This is a genomic window from Microbacterium sp. NPDC059771 (assembly GCF_042732495.1).
Taxonomy (GTDB): Bacteria; Actinomycetota; Actinomycetes; order Actinomycetales; family Microbacteriaceae; genus Microbacterium; species Microbacterium sufflavum.
In genome coordinates this window covers 1719149-1735170 of sequence record NZ_JBHWHK010000001.1, presented here as the reverse complement: position 1 = coordinate 1735170, position 16022 = coordinate 1719149, and the positions used below count along the sequence as shown (strand labels likewise).

The following is a 16022-nucleotide window of genomic DNA, read 5'->3' as shown; positions in this document are numbered from 1 at the left end:
CGGTCGTCGCGAGCACGACCCGCGGGCCGCACCGCGAGATCCGTCACCGTGGAGGAGAGGTCACTCCCCCGCCCGGGTCGCCAGGACCGTGATGCCCTCCGTCACCTCGCGCCACGCCGATCCCGCGTGCGCGTACAACTGACCGGCGGCACCGAGGATCCGCACACCAGCGGGCGTGCGCGCGCCGGAGATCGAGATCGCATCGACCGGCGCCGTCTCGGACGACCCCGGCCCGCCCACGGCCTGCAGCACGAGCCGCGGACTGCTGGGAGAGGCCAGCACGGCGAGCCGGTCGGGCCCGAGCCACACGAGCCCGGTGGACGGCTCCGGGAGCTGGAACAGCTGCACGAGGTCGCCGAGCTCGGTCGGCACGCCCGCCGAGTCGCGCACGATCGCCGCCACCACGACCCACCGCTGCCCGCCGACCACGATCACCGCGGCGACCCGGGCACCGTCCGCCGACACGCGCAGGTCGGAGATGGAGGAGGCGCTCGGCCAGGCGTTCGCCACGGCGTGCGGGGCCGCATCACTCCCCGAGGCCTGCACCGCCTGGGGATCACCCTCCGGGACGGACCACGCGTAGCCGAAGGGGTCGAGAGACGGCTCGACCAGACCGGCGCGCGCGTCCAACTCATCGCGTCCGGACTTCGCCACCCGGTACACGTGACCGTCGTCGAGCTGCACGACCGCGTAGGAGTCGTCGATGCCGACGTCGATCGCCAGGATCGGCTGCGGGATCGCGACGATCTGCTCGCTGATGTCCGGGATCGGGGAGATCTCGTCGCCGACGATCCGCCCGAACTCGCCGTTCCGCAGCACGAGCGTCCCGACGTCCGCCGGGGTGCCTGCGAGCTCGACCACCCCCGCGTCGAGGGACCTGCCGTCGACGCTGAAGCGCACCTGCGTGACGTTCACCCCGGCGGCCTTCAGCGTGGACTGCAACTGCGTGCGCATGCGGGCGAGCGTGGTCTGGTCCAGTCCGGACGCCGGACGCGTCAGAGCGACCTGAGCCACCTGTCCGGTGATCGGCACCGCGTCCTGCGCCAACTGCACGTCGGCGGGGAACGCGGTCTGCACGGCCGGGTCCAGCCACTCCGACGGCGTTCCGCTCACGAGCGCCTGCGTGACGGTCGTCGCCGGGCTCTGGCGTCGGGGGAACCACCGCATGTCCGGCACGAGGCGCGACCACGAGGAGTCGAACCACTGCAGCGGATACCCCTCGAACACCTTCGGGAACCGCGCCTCGTCGATCACGATGCCGTCGGGCGCCTGGGTGATGCGCCACTCGCCGTCGTCCATGCGCTCCAGCGCGAAGGGGACGCTGGAGTCGCCGGGCGCGCCGCTGTAGGCACCCGCCCCGTCCACGCTCGCCACCAGGTCGAGCTGCACCTGCACCTCGGCGGTGTCCGCCTGTTCCACCTCGTCCTCCGGCACCGTGGACGACAGCGTCCGCGCCTCGGGGCCGACGTCGATCGACACGCCCGCCGACGGTGCCCAGCTGCGCTGCAGCGCCGGGGCGAGGAACTCGCGCGCCGTGTCCCAGTTGTCCGACGTCGTGATCCCGGCCTCCAGGAAGCCTTCGACGATCTCCTCCGGACCGGCTCCGGCGATGGGACCGGAGGCGACGGGGAGGACGTCCACATCCTGCGGCGACTCGCCGAGCTTGAGACCCACCGCGACATCGCCGCTCGTGGGCAGACCGGCGCAGGCGGGGAGGAGCAGCGCCACGATGCCCAGGGCGGCGGCGAGCGCGAGACGTCGCGACCTGCGTGCGCTCACGGTTCCTCCCTCCCCTCGAGCAGCTCCGAGTACATCTCCGCGATCGAGATCGGCTGCGTCGCGTCGCCCAGTTCCGCCAGCGGCTCCTGAGGCTCCACCGGGACCGGGCTCGGCCCGTCGAGAACACCGTCGTGGCGAGGGATGGTCAGCACGAAGTTCGACCCGACGCCCAACTCGGACCACACCGCGAGCGTACCGCCGTGCAGGGTGGCGTCGCCCAAAGCGATCGACAGTCCGAGCCCCGTGCCACCGATCGTGCGCTGCCGGGAGGGATCGGCGCGCCAGAACCGGTCGAACACGCGCTCGGCGTCGGCCGGGTCCATGCCGAGGCCGAAATCGCGTACACCCGCCGCCACCGCGTGCTGATTGCTGTCGACGGTGACCACGATCGGCCGGCCCTCGCCGTGCTCGATCGCGTTGCCGACCAGGTTGCGCAGCACTCGACGCACCCGGCGCGGATCCATGTCCACCGGCGAGTAGCCGCCCGGTGCGACGAGCCGCAGCTCCGAGCCGCGGCCGTCGGCGAGCGGCCGCATCTGCTCGATGACGTCTTCCGCGAGGTGCGCGAGGCTCGTCGCCTCGAGCTCCAGCTGCACGGACCCCGCGTCGTACCGGCTGATCTCCAGCAGGTCGGACAGCAGAGTCTCGAAGCGCTGCACCTGCGCGTGCAGCAGTTCGGTCGCCCTGGCGGTGGTCGCGTCGAACTCGTCACGGTGGTCGTTGAGCATGTCGGCGGCGAGACGGATCGTCGTCAGCGGCGTGCGGAGCTCGTGGGAGACGTCCGACACGAAGCGCTGCTGCACCATCGACAGCTCCCCGAGCTCCTTGATCTGCGCCTCGATGCTGTCGGCCATGGCGTTGAACGACCGGCCGAGGGTCGCGAGCTCATCCTCGCCGTGCACCTCCAGCCGCACGCCGAGGTCGCCCGCGGCGAGGCGCGCGCTGGTCTCCGCGGCCTGCACGATCGGCGTCGACACCGTACGCAGCACGATCCACGAGATCGCGGCGACGATCGCCACCAGGCCGATCCCGGCGATCCACAGCGTGCGCTGCACGAACACCAGCGTCTGATCGGCATCGGCCAGGTCGTACGCGAAGTAGATCGCGAACGGGCCGGCCTCCGGCACCTGGAGCTGCTGCCCCACGATGATGCCGGGAACCTCTCCCCCGTCCTCGACCGGCAGCGCGACCGACTGCCACGCCTGGACGTAGTCGAGCTCCTCCACCCTCGTCTTCAGCTCGGGGCTGAGGAGGTTGGCGGTGAGGCCGGCCGTGAAGCCGTTCAGTCGTACCCCTCCCGGCTCGTCCTCGATCTTGAACCCGGCCAGTTGATCGGCGCTGGACGTGCGCGCCAGCGTGTCGGGGATGCTGTTCCACAGGTCGGTGAGCGCCGCGGGGTCGTCGCCCACCTCGGCCACGTCGAGGATGCTCTGCGCCTGGTCGACCGCGCGGCGCGCGTCCTCCAGGGCGACGTTCTTGCGGGAGACGAACAGGTCGTTCTGGATCACGAGCGCCATGGTGACGCACGTGATGAAGATCGCCAGCGAGGTCGCGACCAGGGTGATCGCCAGGGTGCGGAACCGCAGCGACCGCCGCCACAGCGCCGAGATCACGGCCGGCCAGCCACGCCAGTCGCGCAGCACAGCGACGGCCGTGGTCGCTGTCGTCGCGGCCATCGTGCGCCTAGGCGACGCTGCCGGCGCGGTAGCCCACACCGCGCACGGTCATCACGATCTTCGGGTTGTCCGGGTCGAGCTCGACCTTCGCGCGCAGCCGCTGCACGTGCACGTTCACCAGTCTGGTGTCGGCCTTGTAGTGGTAGCCCCACACCTGCTCGAGCAGCATCTCGCGCGAGAACACCTGCTGCGGCTTGGAGGCGAGGGCCACGAGCAGCTGGAACTCCAACGGCGTCAGGGCGATGGGCGTGGTGCCCCGGCGGACCTCGTGCGCGTCGACGTCGACCGTGAGGTCTCCGATGCGCAGCTGTTCGCTGGTGGTCTGCGGGGTCGGGCGCAGCCGGGTGCGGATGCGGGCGACCAGTTCCTTCGGGTTGAACGGCTTGACCATGTAGTCGTCTGCGCCCACTTCGAGGCCACGCACCACGTCCGCGGTGTCGCTGCGCGCCGTGAGCATGATGATCGGCACCCCGGACTCCGCCCGGATCCGCGTGCAGATCTCGATGCCGTCCATGCCGGGGAGCATGAGGTCCAGCAGCACCAGGTCGGGACGCTGTGCGCGCCACTCGTCGACCGCGCGCGCGCCGTCCGCGCAGAAGACCGGCTCGAAGCCCTCCGTGCGCAGCACGATGCCGATCATCTCGGCGAGCGCCGTGTCGTCGTCGACCACGAGGATGCGTGAGGTCATAACTGTTACCTTATGGCACCGAGTACCGCCCTCCGCAGGTCTGCGCCTCACCGCGAGGATATGACACGATGGGAGCGCACGACGGAGGGAGGCCCGTGAGCGGCCAGACGTGGACCCCAGCCCCCAAGAAGGGGATCATCCCCCTTCATCCGCTGACGTTCGGCATGCTGCTCGGCAAGGCCTTCGCGGCGCTCCGCCACAACCCGAAGGTGCTGTTCGGGTTCGCCGTCGTGATCCAGTTCGTCGTCGTCATCGCGACCGCCGGTGTCATGGGTGTCGTGCTGTTCACCACCTTCACCCGCCTCGAGACGGTGTCTCCCTCGTCGCCCGACTTCGAGGCCGTGCTCGCCGGCACGATCGCCATCAACGTGATCGCCGGGCTGATCGTCGGGCTCGCGTCGATCGCCTTCACCGCGATGATGCAGGGCGTGGTGGCCGCCGACATCGGGTACGCCGCCGTCGGGCGGAAGGCCTCGCTGCGCATGCTCTGGCGCCGTATGCTCCCCGCGTTCTGGCGGCTCGCCGGCTTCGCATCGCTCTCGGTGCTCGCGATGTTCGGCGGCATCGCGATCGTGGTCGCCATCATCGGAGCGCTCACCGCGGGCGGTCTGGGCGGCACGCCGGAGCTGATCGGCATCGTGATCATCGTGGTGGTCCTGCTGGCGATCGCCGCGATCCCCCTGACCATCTGGCTGACGACCAAGCTGCTTCTCGTCCCGTCGATCCTGGTGCTGGAGCGCGCCCGCTTCCGCGACGCGTTCGTGCGGTCGTGGCGTCTCACGCGCGGTCGCTTCTGGGTCGCGTTCGGAGTGACGTTCCTGATCAGCCTCATCATGGGGCTGGCGATGCAGGTGGTGAGCATCCCCACGGCGCTGGTGTCGTCGTTCCTCGGAACCGTGATCGCGCCGACCGGCGCCAGCGAGCCGAGTGCGGTGATCGGCTACGTCTTCGCCCTCCTCGCCCCGCAGGTGCTCCTGCTGATCCTGCAGGCGATCACGATCGTGGTGCAGAGCACGGGCGGTGTGCTGGTCTACCTCGACTGCCGCATGCGCTACGAGGGCCTGGACCAGACGCTCCTCTCCTATGTGGAGCGCCTCGACCTCGGTGCGAGTGAGGACCAGCTCGGCGACCCGTTCGTGGTGGACACCGCCCGCGCCGTCACCTCCGCCCCGCCGCCGCGTCAGGTTCCGGAGCACGTGATGATGACACAGGGGTACGGGTACCCCCAGGCCCCGCCGCAGCCGTATCCCTACGGTCCGCCGCCGGCCGGAACGACCCCGGGGTTCGGCGGCGCGCCCTCCCCCGCGTACCCGCCGGCACCCGCGTCTCAGCCCGTGCCTGGGTTCCCGCCGGCACCCGCGTACCCGCCGGCACCCGCGCCGGCCTTCGCCCCCGCGCCCCCGCCCGCCCCGGCCCCGCGTCCCGCGGCTCCGGCGACGCCCGCTCCCGCGCCCGAGGGCGACGGCACGGCTCCCGGTGGCGGTGACCGCTCCGCATGATGCTCCGGTTCGACGAGGTCTTCATCCCCGACGGCGATGAAGCGCGGCGGTGGGCCGAGGAGGAGCTCGCCAACCCGCGCTACGCCGACGCCAAGCCGACCTGGTTCGATCTGCTCGCCCGCGACGTCGGACGGTTCCTCGCCGATCTGTTCAGCTCCGGCAACGGAGAGAGCGTCGGCCCCGTCGCACTCATCGCCGTGGTCCTGCTGATCGCCGCCGCCCTGATCACGGCCCTGCTCGTGTGGGGGCGCCCCCGGCGGTCCCGCGCGGTACGTCGCGGCCACGCGCACCTGCTGGGCGCCGACGACGACCGCACCGCCGCGCAGCTGCGCACCGATGCCGAGCGCAGCGCGCGCGACGGCGACTGGAACACGGCCGTGGTGCTGCGCTACCGGGCCATCGCGCGCAGCCTCCTCGAACGCGACCTCATCGACCCCGCGCCCGGCGCGACCGCGCAGGCCATCGCACGATCGGCGAGCCTCGTGTTCGCCGAGGAGTCCGACGCGATGCGCCGCGCCGCCGCCGCCTTCGACGATGTGCGCTACCTGCGCCACCCCGCCTCCGAGGAGACCTACCGCGAGCTCGCCGCGACCGACGACCGCCTGCGCGCGCGGCGACCGGAGGCGGTACCCGCATGACCCTCGTCACCCCGCAGGACGCCACGACGGCCGAGCGGCGCCCTCGCCGCACGGGCGCGATCGTCGGCTGGGCGCTCATCGGCATCCTCGTGCTCGTCGTGGCCTATGCCGCCTCGCAGTTCGCCGCCAGCAGCCCCGGCGCTCGCGGTGCCCTCGACCCGGAGAGCCGCAGCGACACGGGGGCGCTCGCCCTCGCCGAGATCCTCCGCGACCGGGGCGTCGAGGTCGAGGTCGCCCGCAGCCGCGCCGAGGTCCGCGCCGCACTGGACGACGATGCCACGCTGGCCATGACCAACCCGTACACCCTGAGCGACGACGCGATCGCCGACCTCATCGCGCCGGCCGCACGCGTGGTCTTCCTCTCCACCGGCACGCACCTGCTCGGGGAACTGCGGATCGGCGAGCCCGCGCCGGGCAGCGTCTCCACCGCCGCGGCCGACTGCGCCGTGCCCGAGTTCGCCGAGGTGGGCACGATCCGGCCCGACCGCCTGTTCTCGCCCGCGAGCGGCGTCGACGCCTGCTTCGGCGACGACAGCGGCGCGGCCGTGCTCGTGGACGACCGCGACGGCAACCGTCGCACGATCGTCGACGGCACCAAGCTGTTCAGCAACGCCTTCCTCGCCGAGAACGGCAACGCCGCCCTCGGCCTCGCGCTGCTCGGCCAGTCCGACCGCCTCGTCTGGTACGTCCCCTCCTTCCAGGACTCCGACGTCGAGGGCACGGCCGCACCGGACACGCTCGGCAGCCTCACGCCGGACTGGGTCACCCCGGCCATCCTCTTGCTCCTCGCCGCCGGACTCGCGGTGGCGTTGGCGAGAGGGCGGCGCTTCGGCCCGCTCGTCGCCGAGACGCTGCCGGTCACCGTCCGGGCCTCGGAGACGATGCTCGGACGCGCCCGGCTCACCGCCAAGGCCGCCGACGCCCCGCACGCGGCCGAAGCGCTGCGCGAAGGGACCCGCCGACGGCTCGCCGTCCGGCTCGGGCTCGCCGTCCAGGCCGGAGCCGACGAGGTCGCCGACGCCGCCGCCGACCGGCTGCGGATCCCCCGCGGCACCCTGCAGGCGCTGCTCGCCGGAGCGCCACCCGCCGACGACGCCGCCCTGATCGCCCTCGCGCGCCAGCTCGACGAGCTCGAGACCGCCGTCGAGGACACGGCCCGCACCGCGCGGAGCGACGACGGATGACGCCCCGCCGCCCCGACCGACCCCCGCTCACCCCGGAATCCGAGGAGACCCCGTGACCGACGACAACCGTCCCATCGACGACGCCGCGCTGCGCCAGGCCATGCACCGCGTCCGCACCGAGGTCGACAAGGCCGTGGTCGGCCAGGCGGGCACCGTCACCGGTCTGCTGGTGTCGCTGCTCGCCCGCGGTCACGTGCTCCTGGAGGGCGTGCCCGGCGTCGCGAAGACGCTGGTCGTGCGGTCGTTCGCCAGGGCCCTGGGGCTCGACACCAAGCGCGTGCAGTTCACGCCAGACCTCATGCCCGGCGACGTGACCGGCTCACTCGTGTACGACGCCAGGACGGGCGAGTTCGACTTCCGCGCCGGACCCGTGTTCACGCACATCCTGCTGGCGGACGAGATCAACCGCACGCCGCCGAAGACGCAGGCCGCGCTCCTGGAGGCCATGGAGGAGCGTCAGGTGTCGGCCGACGGCGTGAGCCGCACGCTGCCCGATCCGTTCCTGGTCGCCGCGACCCAGAACCCGATCGAGCACGAGGGCACGTACTCGCTCCCCGAGGCGCAGCTCGACCGGTTCCTGATGAAGCTCGTCGTCGGCATGCCGGAGCGCGACGCCGAGGTGTCGGTGCTGCGGCGCCACGCGCAGGGCTTCTCGCCGCGCGAGCTCACGGGCGTCGAAGCCGTGGTGTCCGCCGAGGAGATCCGCGCCGCCCAGCACGCGGCCGCCGCCGTCGAGGTCACGGACGACGTGCTCGGCTACGTCGTCGACCTGGCACGGGCCACCCGCCAGTCCCCCTCCGTGGAGCTCGGCGCGAGCCCGCGCGCCTCGACCGGACTCCTCGCTGCCGCCAAGGCCTGGGCCTGGCTCAACGCGTCGACGGCCGTGACGCCCGACCACGTGCAGACCATGCTCGTCCCCGTCTGGCGCCACCGGCTGCAGCTGCGGCCCGACGCGCAGATGGAGGGCGTGTCCGCCGACGCGGTGCTCACCTCCGTGGTGCAGCAGACCAGGGTGCCGATCTAGGTGTTCGTCACCGGACGCCTCGCCGTCGCCCTCGCCGTCGGCATCGTCCCGCTGGTCCTAACCGGTCTCGCGGGGGTGCCGCCGTACGCCGTGCTCGGAGGCTGGCTCGCGCTGTGCGCCCTGCTCGTGGTGTTCGACGTGGTGCGGGCGGCGAGTCCCCGCGCGGTGACCGTCACCCGCCGGCTGCCCGCGCGGGCGCGCCTCGGCGAACCCGTGCCGGTCAGCGTCGCCCTGCACAACCACGGAACGCGGACGCTCGACGCCGTGATCCGCGACGCCTGGCAGCCCACCGCCGGTGCGCCCCTGGAGCGCCAGCGCCTGCGCATCGCGTCGGGTGAGCGCGGACGGGTCGAGCTGCCGCTGCATCCTCGCCGTCGCGGCGAGCTGGTGAGCGAGTTCGTCGTGATCCGCTCGCGCGGGCCCCTCGGCATCGCGGGACGGCAGGCGCGCCACCTCGTCCGCGGCGCCATCCGCGTGCTGCCCGCGTTCAGCTCCCGCAAGCACCTCCCCTCCCGGCTCGCCCGGCTGCGGGAGCTCGACGGCAACACGAGCATCCAGGTGCGCGGTCAGGGCACCGAGTTCGACTCGTTGCGCGAGTATGTCCGGGGCGACGACGTGCGCTCGATCGACTGGCGCGCGACCGCCAGGGCCGGGACCACGATGCTGCGGACCTGGCGCCCGGAACGCGACCGCCACGTCGTCATCCTCGTCGACACGGGTCGCACGGCAGCGGCCCGCGTGGGCGACGGCACCCGCCTGGATGCGAGCCTCGAGGCCGCGCTCCTGCTCGCGGCCCTCGCCTCCCGCGCGGGCGACCACGTGCACCTGCTGATGTTCGACCGGGTCGTCCGGGCCAGGGTCACCGGCGTCGACGGCACCGCGCTCCTTCCCGCGCTCACCGATGCCATGGCCCCCGTGCACGCACGACTGGTGGACACCGACTGGCAGAGCGCGTTCGCGGCGGTGCGCACCCTGACCACGCGCCCCTCGCTGATCGTCGCGCTCACGGCGCAGGACGCGGCGGAGTCCGCACGCGGCTTCCTCGGCGCATTCCCGACCGCGTCGCGGGCGACGACCGTGCTGGTCGGCTCGGTCACCGACGACGGGATCGCCGCACTGGCGCGCGCCAGGGGCTCGCGCGAGGAGGTGTACGTCGCCGCAGCGGCCGAGCGGACGCTCCGCGACGCGGAGAACGTGGCCGACGCGATCCGGCGGGCGGGCGGCGAGGCCATCGCCGCCGACCCCGAGGCGCTCCCACCCCGGATTGCCGACCGCTACCTGGAGCTCAAGGCCGCCGGACGGCTGTGACCGGGGCCGTCGTCAGCCGGCGACGAGCCGCGGCGTGCCGGCCTCGTACTCGACCAGGTCGCCGCTCTCCCCGCGGCGATACGCCCGTCCGCCGATGGCGAGCATGTAGACGAGGAACACGGCGAGCGCCGCGGCCCCGATGCCGATCTTGACCGGCCACGGCAGCGCCCAGCCCGTGACGAAACCCTCCACCAGGCCCGACAGGAACAGGGCGAAGACGAGCCCGATCGCGACCGTGGCGAGGGCCCGCCCCTCCTCCGCGAGCGCTTCACCGCGCGACCGGCGACCCGGCGCCACCCACGCCCAGAACACGTGCAGCCCGGCGGCGGCTGCGACGAAGATGCAGGTCATCTCGAGCATGCCGTGCGGCAGGATGTAGAGCACCATGAGGTCGGCCTTGTCGTGGGCCGCCATGACCGCGCCTGACGTGCCGAGCCCGATGGCGTTCTGCAGCAGCATGTAGATCGGCCAGATGCCCGTGACGCCGAACAGCACGCACTGCATCGCGATCCAGGCGTTGTTCGTCCACACCATGCCCATGAACACGGCAGCGGGGTTCTCGGTGTAGTACCCGGTGAAGCTCTCGTCGGCGTACTGCTCCAGGGCGTCGGGCGGGCCGAGCGTCGCCACCAGCGCCGGATCGCTCGCGATCCAGCCCGCGACGCCCACGGCGACCGCGATGAACGCGACCGCGATGATCAGGGTGGTCCAGCGCAGCCGGTACAGGGCGGCGGGGAGCTGGAGCCCGAAGAAGCGCCCGACCTGGGTGAGGATGCTGTCGGAGGCGCCGGTGAGCCGCAGTCGCGCGCGCACCAGGATCGTCGAGAGGTAGGCGCCCTGCGGCGAGTCGCCGACGGAGGTCTTGAGCTCGGCGAGGTCGGCGGATGCGGCGCGGTAGCGCACGATGAGCTCGTCGACCCCCGCGCCGTCGAGGCGAGCGCGGCTGAGCTGATCCAGCCGCTCCCACTCGGACCGGCGGACGTCGGTCAGGGCATCGGCATCCACCTGATTTACTGTACTCATGTCCGCGCAGATCGACGTCTCCGACGAGGTGCTCTCCGGTGAGGCGGTCGCGATCGACGTGCAGCCGGTCGGGTTCGTGCTCCGCGCCGCGGGAGCGATCATCGACATGCTCGTGGGCTACGGCGTCTTCGTGCTGTGGATCTTCCTGCGCATCTGGCTGCTCGACGCCGGCGTGCTCGACGAGGCGACCGACCGCATCGCTACCGTCGCCGCGCTCGTGGTGAGCTTCGTCGTCCTGCCGATCACGATGGAGGTCGCCCTGAAGGGACGCAGCCTTGGCAAGCTCGCGGTCGGCGGGCGCATCGTGCGCCTGGACGGCGGCGCCGCCGGGTTCCGGCACGCCTTCATCCGCGCGCTCCTCGGCGTGCTGGAGATCTACCTCACGTTCGGTGGCCTGGCGGTGCTGGTGGGCGCGTTCACCTCCCGCTCGCAGCGACTGGGCGACCTCGTCGCCGGCACGTACAGCCAGCGCGTGCGCACGCCACGGCTGACCGGGCACGCGCCCGTGCTTCCGCCGCAGCTCGCCGGATGGGCGCAGATCGCCGACGTCGCCCGGCTGCCCGATCGCCTGGCGCGCCGCATCTCGCAGTTCCTGGAGAGCGCGCCGCGGATGATGCCCGCCGCGCGCGAGCGGGTGGCGCAGGGACTGCTCGCGGAGGCGGCGCCGTTCGTGTCGCCGGTGCCCGCCGCCCCCGCCGAGCTCGTGCTCGTGGGCATCACGGTGCTGCGGCGGGAGCGCGAGCGGCGGGCCCTGGAGAACGCAGACCGCCGCGCCGAGCGGCTGACGGGTCGCCGCGTCGGCGTCTGACCTCGCCTCTCCGCCGCGCTCAGTAGCGGTAGTGGTCGAGCTTGTACGGCCCCTCGACGGGCACCCCGATGTACGCCGCCTGGCTCTCGGTGAGCGTGGTGAGCCGCACGCCCAGCGCGTCCAGGTGCAGACGCGCGACCTTCTCGTCGAGTGCCTTGGGCAGCACGTGAACCCCGACCGGGTACGCCGCCGCGTTCGTGAACAGCTCGAGCTGGGCGAGGACCTGGTTCGTGAACGACGCGCTCATCACGAACGACGGGTGCCCGGTCGCGTTCCCGAGGTTCATCAGCCGGCCCTCGCTGAGCACGAGCACGCTGCGACCGCTCGGCAGGCGCCACTCGTGCACCTGCGGCTTGATCTCGACCTTCTCCGCACCGTCGAGCGCCTCCAGCCCCGCCATGTCGATCTCGTTGTCGAAGTGGCCGACGTTCGCGACGATCGCGAGGTGCTTGAGCGCCAGCAGGTGCTCCACCGTCACCACGTCGCGGTTGCCGGTCCCGGTCACGACGATGTCGACCCCGCCGGCCACGTCGATCAGACGCGCCACCTCGAAGCCGTCCATCGCGGCCTGCAGCGCGCAGATGGGGTCGACCTCGCTCACGATGACCCGGGCGCCCTGACCGCGCAGCGCCTCGGCCGCTCCCTTGCCCACGTCGCCGTAGCCGCACACGAACGCGACCTTGCCGCCGATCAGCACGTCGGTCGCCCGGTTCAGCCCGTCGGGCAGCGAGTGACGGATGCCGTACCTGTTGTCGAACTTGCTCTTCGTGACCGCGTCGTTGACGTTGATGGCCGGGAACAGCAGATCTCCCGACGCCGCGAGCTCGTACAGGCGGTGCACGCCCGTGGTGGTCTCCTCCGTGACGCCGATCAGCCCCGCGGCCACCCGCGTCCAGCGGTCGGGCGACGCCGTGAGGGACCGACGCAGCAGGTCGAGGATCACACGGTACTCGTGCGGGTCGCCCTCGGCGGCATCGGGGACGACGCCCGCCCGCTCGAACTCGACGCCCTTGTGCACCAGCAGCGTGGCGTCGCCGCCGTCGTCGAGGATGAGGTTCGGGCCGTCGACGCCCGACGCCGACCAGTCGAAGATCCGCTCGGTGCACGCCCAGTACTCCTCGAGCGTCTCGCCCTTCCACGCGAACACGGGCACACCGGCGGGCGCGTCCACCGTGCCGTGCGGGCCGACCACGACCGCCGCGGCCGCCTCGTCCTGCGTGGAGAAGATGTTGCAGCTGGCCCAGCGCACCTCGGCGCCGAGCGCCACGAGCGTCTCGATCAGCACGGCCGTCTGCACGGTCATGTGCAGCGACCCCGCGATGCGCGCGCCCCTGAGCGGCTGCGCCGCGCCGAACTCCGCGCGCAGGGCCATGAGCCCTGGCATCTCGTTCTCGGCGAGCCGCAGCTGGTGCCGTCCGGCGTCGGCGAGGGACAGATCGGCGATGCGGTACTCGAGCTCAGGCATGGGCCCATTGTTCCATCAGGTCGCGGACGCACCGCCCGTGTGTCAGAACCGGATGGCGTCGATCACCTTGACCCGCAGCGCCACGAGCGCGGGGATGAAGCCCGACACCGCGCCGACCACGACCGAGGCGACGAGACCGACCAGCGCCGCCCGCATGGGGAACGGCGGGATGTCCTGGATACCGGGGAACATCGAGCCGATCAGCCACTCGGAGCGCAGCACCGCCACGACGATCGCGATGCCGATCGCCCCCGCCACGGTCGTCGCCACCAGACTCTCCAGGAACACCGCGAAGAACACCCGGCCGGAACTCGCGCCGAAGGCCCGTCGCACCCCGATCTCCCGCACCCGCTGGCGCATCGCGACGAGCTGGATGTTGATCAGGCTGAGCGCGCCGAGCGCGAGGATCAGCGACGCGATGCCGCCCGTGACCATCTCGAACGTGGCCTGAGCGTCGGCGGTGCCGGGTTGCGCCGCCCAGTCCGAGCGGCTCACCGACACCGTCTGCCCCTCCGGCAGCCCGGCGCGGAGGTCCATCGCGAGCACCGGCGCGATCCCGTCGACCTCGTCGGGGCCGAGCCACACCTCGTACTGGGTGAACGTCTCCTCCGGCAGCGCGTCGACGCGGTCACGGTAGGCGTCGTACAGCAGGTCCAGACGGAGCTCCTCGTCGCCGAAGCCCTGCCGCGGAACGACCCCGACCACCTGGTAGGTGCCGCCGGCGTCTCCGGTGACGGTGATCGTGGGGTGCTGGGCGACCGGGACCCGCCCGATGCGCTCCCACAGCGGCTCGCTGATGACCACCGCCGGTGCGAGCGCCTCAAGGTCGCCGTCGTGCAGCCACCGGCCCTCGAGCAGCTTCTCCCGGTGGATCTGCGAGTACGCAGGGTCGACCAGCCGGGTGTTCACCGGGGTCACGCCGTCGGGCAGCGCCACGCCGAGCGAGAGGCCCTGGGCGATCCGGGCGGTGTGACTGAAGCCGAAGCGCTCCGAGGCCCTGCGGAAGCGCTCGTCCACCTCGTCCGCGTCGACCGGGGTGCCGTCGTCGGCCGACACCGCCACGACCACAGTGGCCGCACGGCCGCCCCAGCGGTCCGACTGCTCCTCCTGGAACTGGCGCTGGTACTCCGAGATCGCCACGACCGCGGTGAGCGCGCCCACCGACACGGCGATGCCGATGAGGCTGAGCAGCACACGGAGCTTGTGCACCCGGATCTCGGCCCAGGCGTCGGAGAGCGCTCCGAGGAACCCGGTCACGACGCGACCTCCGCGGCTCCGGGCACCGAGGCGGCGAGCGTGGACGCCTCGAACGCCTTCGTGAGGTCGGCCGGCTCCAGCCGCCCGGCGTCCAGGCGGTAGTGGCGGCGCGCGCGGGCCGCGACGTGCAGGTCGTGCGTGATCGTGACGAGGGCGGCGTCGGTCTCGGTCGCGACCTCGTCGAGCAGGGCCATCACGGTCGCGCCGGTGTCGATGTCGAGGGCGCCGGTCGGCTCGTCGGCGAGGATCAGCACCGGGCGGCGTACGAGCGCGCGGGCGATCGCGACACGCTGCTGCTCCCCGCCGGAGAGCCGGTCGGCGACCTGGTCGACGCGGTGCCCGAGTCCGACGCGCTCCAGCATGTCGGCGGCGATGCGGCGGCGGTCCCAGAACAGCCGTCCGCGCGCGTGGCCGAGCGGCATCATGACGTTGTCCAGCGCGGTGCGACCGGGCAGCAGGTTGAACTGCTGGAACACGAAGCCCACGTTCTCACCCCGGAGACGGTCGAGGCGACCGGAGCGCATCCGGCGGACCTCCCGCCCCTCGAACGACACCGTCCCGGACGTGGGGGCATCGAGCATGCCGAGGATGTTGAGCAGCGTCGACTTGCCCGAACCCGACCGTCCCACGATCGACACGTGGTCGCCCGCGCCGACCTCGAGGTCGACGCTGCGGAGGATCTCCAGGCGCGAGTCGTCGGGCAGGAGGACGCTCTTGGCGACGCCCTCCAGCGCGACCAGCGTCACCAGCTCATCCCGCTGTCGCACTGCTCGACGCCCGGGGAGATCTCGTAGCAGAACTCCTCGACGGGTGCGACGAAGCCCGGCACGAACTGGCGGATGCTGTCGCCCTCCGCGAGCCCGTCGGTCACCTCCACCATCGAACCGTCGTTGACGCCGAGGGCGACCTCGCGCTCCTCCGGCTCGCCGCCGTCGCCCGCGTCGACCCACACCTTTCCGGTGCCAGCGCCGCCCTGCACCGCCGTGACCGGGATCACCAGCGCATCGTCGACCTGTCCGAGCGCGAGATCCATCGTGGCGGGCAGGCCGGCGAACACGGTCTGATCGGCGGGGATCGCGCAGCGCACGCTCGCGGTGCCCTCCTCGCTCACCTGCACCCGCACGCCCGTGCACGGGAACGGGGCGGGGCCGCCCGTGATGGTCACCGTGGCCTCGGTCGGCGCGTTGACGAGCCGGTACAGCTGCACGGGCTCCACGGTCGCCTGCAGGTGGTAGCGGGCCGGGGTGAGCGTGTACGTCTCCGTGCCCACCGTGGTGGCCTGGCCCTTCACGATCGCGAGCTCCGACACGTCGCCGGCCTCGGGCGCCAGCACGTCGATGTCCTTGCGCGGGTCGTCCTGGCGCACGGTGAACAGCTTCTGCCCGGCCGCGACGCTCGCACCGTCGGCCACGTGCACCGCAGTGACCGTGCCGTTGAGCTCGCTGCGCACCGGATAGCTCTCGTCGCGCGCGACCGTGCCGTCCAGGCTGAGCGCGTTGACGACGGCCCCCCGCTCGACCGCCACAACCGGATCGGTGATGCCCGCCTCGGGGCTCACGATCGCCTCTGACCGGTCGGGGAAGAAGGCGATCTTCACGAGTGCGGCGGCGCAGGCGCCGAAGATGACCACGAGCAGCAGGGGCAGGACCCAGCGACGCCAGACGAGCACGGTA

General features: G+C 72.4%; 14 protein-coding genes. 6 read left to right on the top strand and 8 right to left on the bottom strand.

The window, feature by feature from the left end; all coding sequences use genetic code 11:
• Positions 1–60: 60 nt before the first annotated feature.
• The 3 genes from ACFV3I_RS08200 to mtrA are packed head-to-tail and all read right to left on the bottom strand — an operon-like array spanning position 61 to position 4143.
• Positions 61–1779, bottom strand: a complete 1719-nt coding sequence (locus ACFV3I_RS08200; protein WP_136036241.1) for an LpqB family beta-propeller domain-containing protein — start codon at positions 1777–1779, stop codon at positions 61–63.
• The gene (gene mtrB / locus ACFV3I_RS08195) at positions 1776–3455 is read right to left on the bottom strand and encodes an MtrAB system histidine kinase MtrB (protein ID WP_136032890.1); all 1680 of its coding nucleotides are present in this window, start codon (positions 3453–3455) and stop codon (positions 1776–1778) included. Before mtrB ends, ACFV3I_RS08200 begins: the two co-directional genes overlap by 4 nt.
• A 7-nt stretch (positions 3456–3462) precedes the next feature.
• Entirely contained in the window at positions 3463–4143 is a 681-nt protein-coding gene (gene mtrA, locus ACFV3I_RS08190; RefSeq protein ID WP_136032889.1) for an MtrAB system response regulator MtrA, read from the bottom strand.
• A gap of 95 nt (positions 4144–4238) precedes the next feature.
• On the opposite strand from mtrA, the gene ACFV3I_RS08185 reads away from it, so the two are divergent.
• Genes ACFV3I_RS08185 through ACFV3I_RS08165 form a run of 5 tightly spaced genes read left to right on the top strand, consistent with a single transcriptional unit; the run spans position 4239 to position 9796 of the window.
• Positions 4239–5642: a hypothetical protein gene (locus ACFV3I_RS08185; protein WP_378803584.1), complete on the top strand. Its 1404-nt coding sequence runs from the start codon at positions 4239–4241 to the stop codon at positions 5640–5642.
• Positions 5639–6280 (top strand): DUF4129 domain-containing protein, encoded by a 642-nt coding sequence (locus ACFV3I_RS08180; protein WP_378803583.1) that lies wholly within the window; start codon positions 5639–5641, stop codon positions 6278–6280. Before ACFV3I_RS08185 ends, ACFV3I_RS08180 begins: the two co-directional genes overlap by 4 nt.
• Complete coding sequence (locus ACFV3I_RS08175) at positions 6277–7464, top strand: DUF4350 domain-containing protein (protein ID WP_378822687.1); 1188 nt, start codon at positions 6277–6279, stop codon at positions 7462–7464. The genes ACFV3I_RS08180 and ACFV3I_RS08175 overlap by 4 nt, the downstream gene beginning before the upstream one ends.
• A gap of 52 nt (positions 7465–7516) precedes the next feature.
• Positions 7517–8488 (top strand): MoxR family ATPase, encoded by a 972-nt coding sequence (locus tag ACFV3I_RS08170; protein ID WP_136035405.1) that lies wholly within the window; start codon positions 7517–7519, stop codon positions 8486–8488.
• Positions 8489–9796 (top strand): DUF58 domain-containing protein, encoded by a 1308-nt coding sequence (locus ACFV3I_RS08165; RefSeq protein WP_136035404.1) that lies wholly within the window; start codon positions 8489–8491, stop codon positions 9794–9796.
• A gap of 12 nt (positions 9797–9808) precedes the next feature.
• On the opposite strand, the gene ACFV3I_RS08160 is transcribed toward ACFV3I_RS08165, so the two are convergent.
• The gene (locus ACFV3I_RS08160) at positions 9809–10801 is read right to left on the bottom strand and encodes a stage II sporulation protein M (protein ID WP_136032131.1); all 993 of its coding nucleotides are present in this window, start codon (positions 10799–10801) and stop codon (positions 9809–9811) included.
• A 16-nt stretch (positions 10802–10817) separates the two neighbouring features.
• Here ACFV3I_RS08160 and ACFV3I_RS08155 point away from each other — a divergent pair, with 16 nt between their 5' ends.
• Positions 10818–11627, top strand: a complete 810-nt coding sequence (locus ACFV3I_RS08155) for an RDD family protein (RefSeq protein WP_247638607.1) — start codon at positions 10818–10820, stop codon at positions 11625–11627.
• Between the two features lie 19 nt (positions 11628–11646).
• On the opposite strand, the gene ahcY is transcribed toward ACFV3I_RS08155, so the two are convergent.
• From ahcY to ACFV3I_RS08135, 4 genes are read right to left on the bottom strand one after another with little or no spacing between them, the layout of a single operon-like run.
• Positions 11647–13092: an adenosylhomocysteinase gene (gene ahcY, locus ACFV3I_RS08150; RefSeq protein WP_378822686.1), complete on the bottom strand. Its 1446-nt coding sequence runs from the start codon at positions 13090–13092 to the stop codon at positions 11647–11649.
• 42 nt (positions 13093–13134) lie between these two features.
• A complete protein-coding gene (locus tag ACFV3I_RS08145) occupies positions 13135–14349 on the bottom strand; it encodes an ABC transporter permease (protein WP_378822685.1) in 1215 nt (404 codons plus the stop codon).
• Positions 14346–15095, bottom strand: a complete 750-nt coding sequence (locus tag ACFV3I_RS08140; protein ID WP_136032267.1) for an ABC transporter ATP-binding protein — start codon at positions 15093–15095, stop codon at positions 14346–14348. Before ACFV3I_RS08140 ends, ACFV3I_RS08145 begins: the two co-directional genes overlap by 4 nt.
• Complete coding sequence (locus ACFV3I_RS08135) at positions 15092–16018, bottom strand: efflux RND transporter periplasmic adaptor subunit (protein ID WP_136036380.1); 927 nt, start codon at positions 16016–16018, stop codon at positions 15092–15094. Before ACFV3I_RS08135 ends, ACFV3I_RS08140 begins: the two co-directional genes overlap by 4 nt.
• Positions 16019–16022 lie beyond the last annotated feature (4 nt).

What these genes read in the sequence shown, in the direction of transcription:
- ACFV3I_RS08155 (WP_247638607.1), top strand. Translation starts at nt 10,818, where the DNA reads ATGTCCGCGCAGATCGACGTCTCCGACGAGGTGCTCTCCGGTGAGGCG.
- mtrB (WP_136032890.1), bottom strand. Translation starts at nt 3,455, where the DNA reads ATGGCCGCGACGACAGCGACCACGGCCGTCGCTGTGCTGCGCGACTGG.
- ahcY (WP_378822686.1), bottom strand. Translation starts at nt 13,092, where the DNA reads ATGCCTGAGCTCGAGTACCGCATCGCCGATCTGTCCCTCGCCGACGCC.
- ACFV3I_RS08180 (WP_378803583.1), top strand. Translation starts at nt 5,639, where the DNA reads ATGATGCTCCGGTTCGACGAGGTCTTCATCCCCGACGGCGATGAAGCG.
- ACFV3I_RS08175 (WP_378822687.1), top strand. Translation starts at nt 6,277, where the DNA reads ATGACCCTCGTCACCCCGCAGGACGCCACGACGGCCGAGCGGCGCCCT.
- mtrA (WP_136032889.1), bottom strand. Translation starts at nt 4,143, where the DNA reads ATGACCTCACGCATCCTCGTGGTCGACGACGACACGGCGCTCGCCGAG.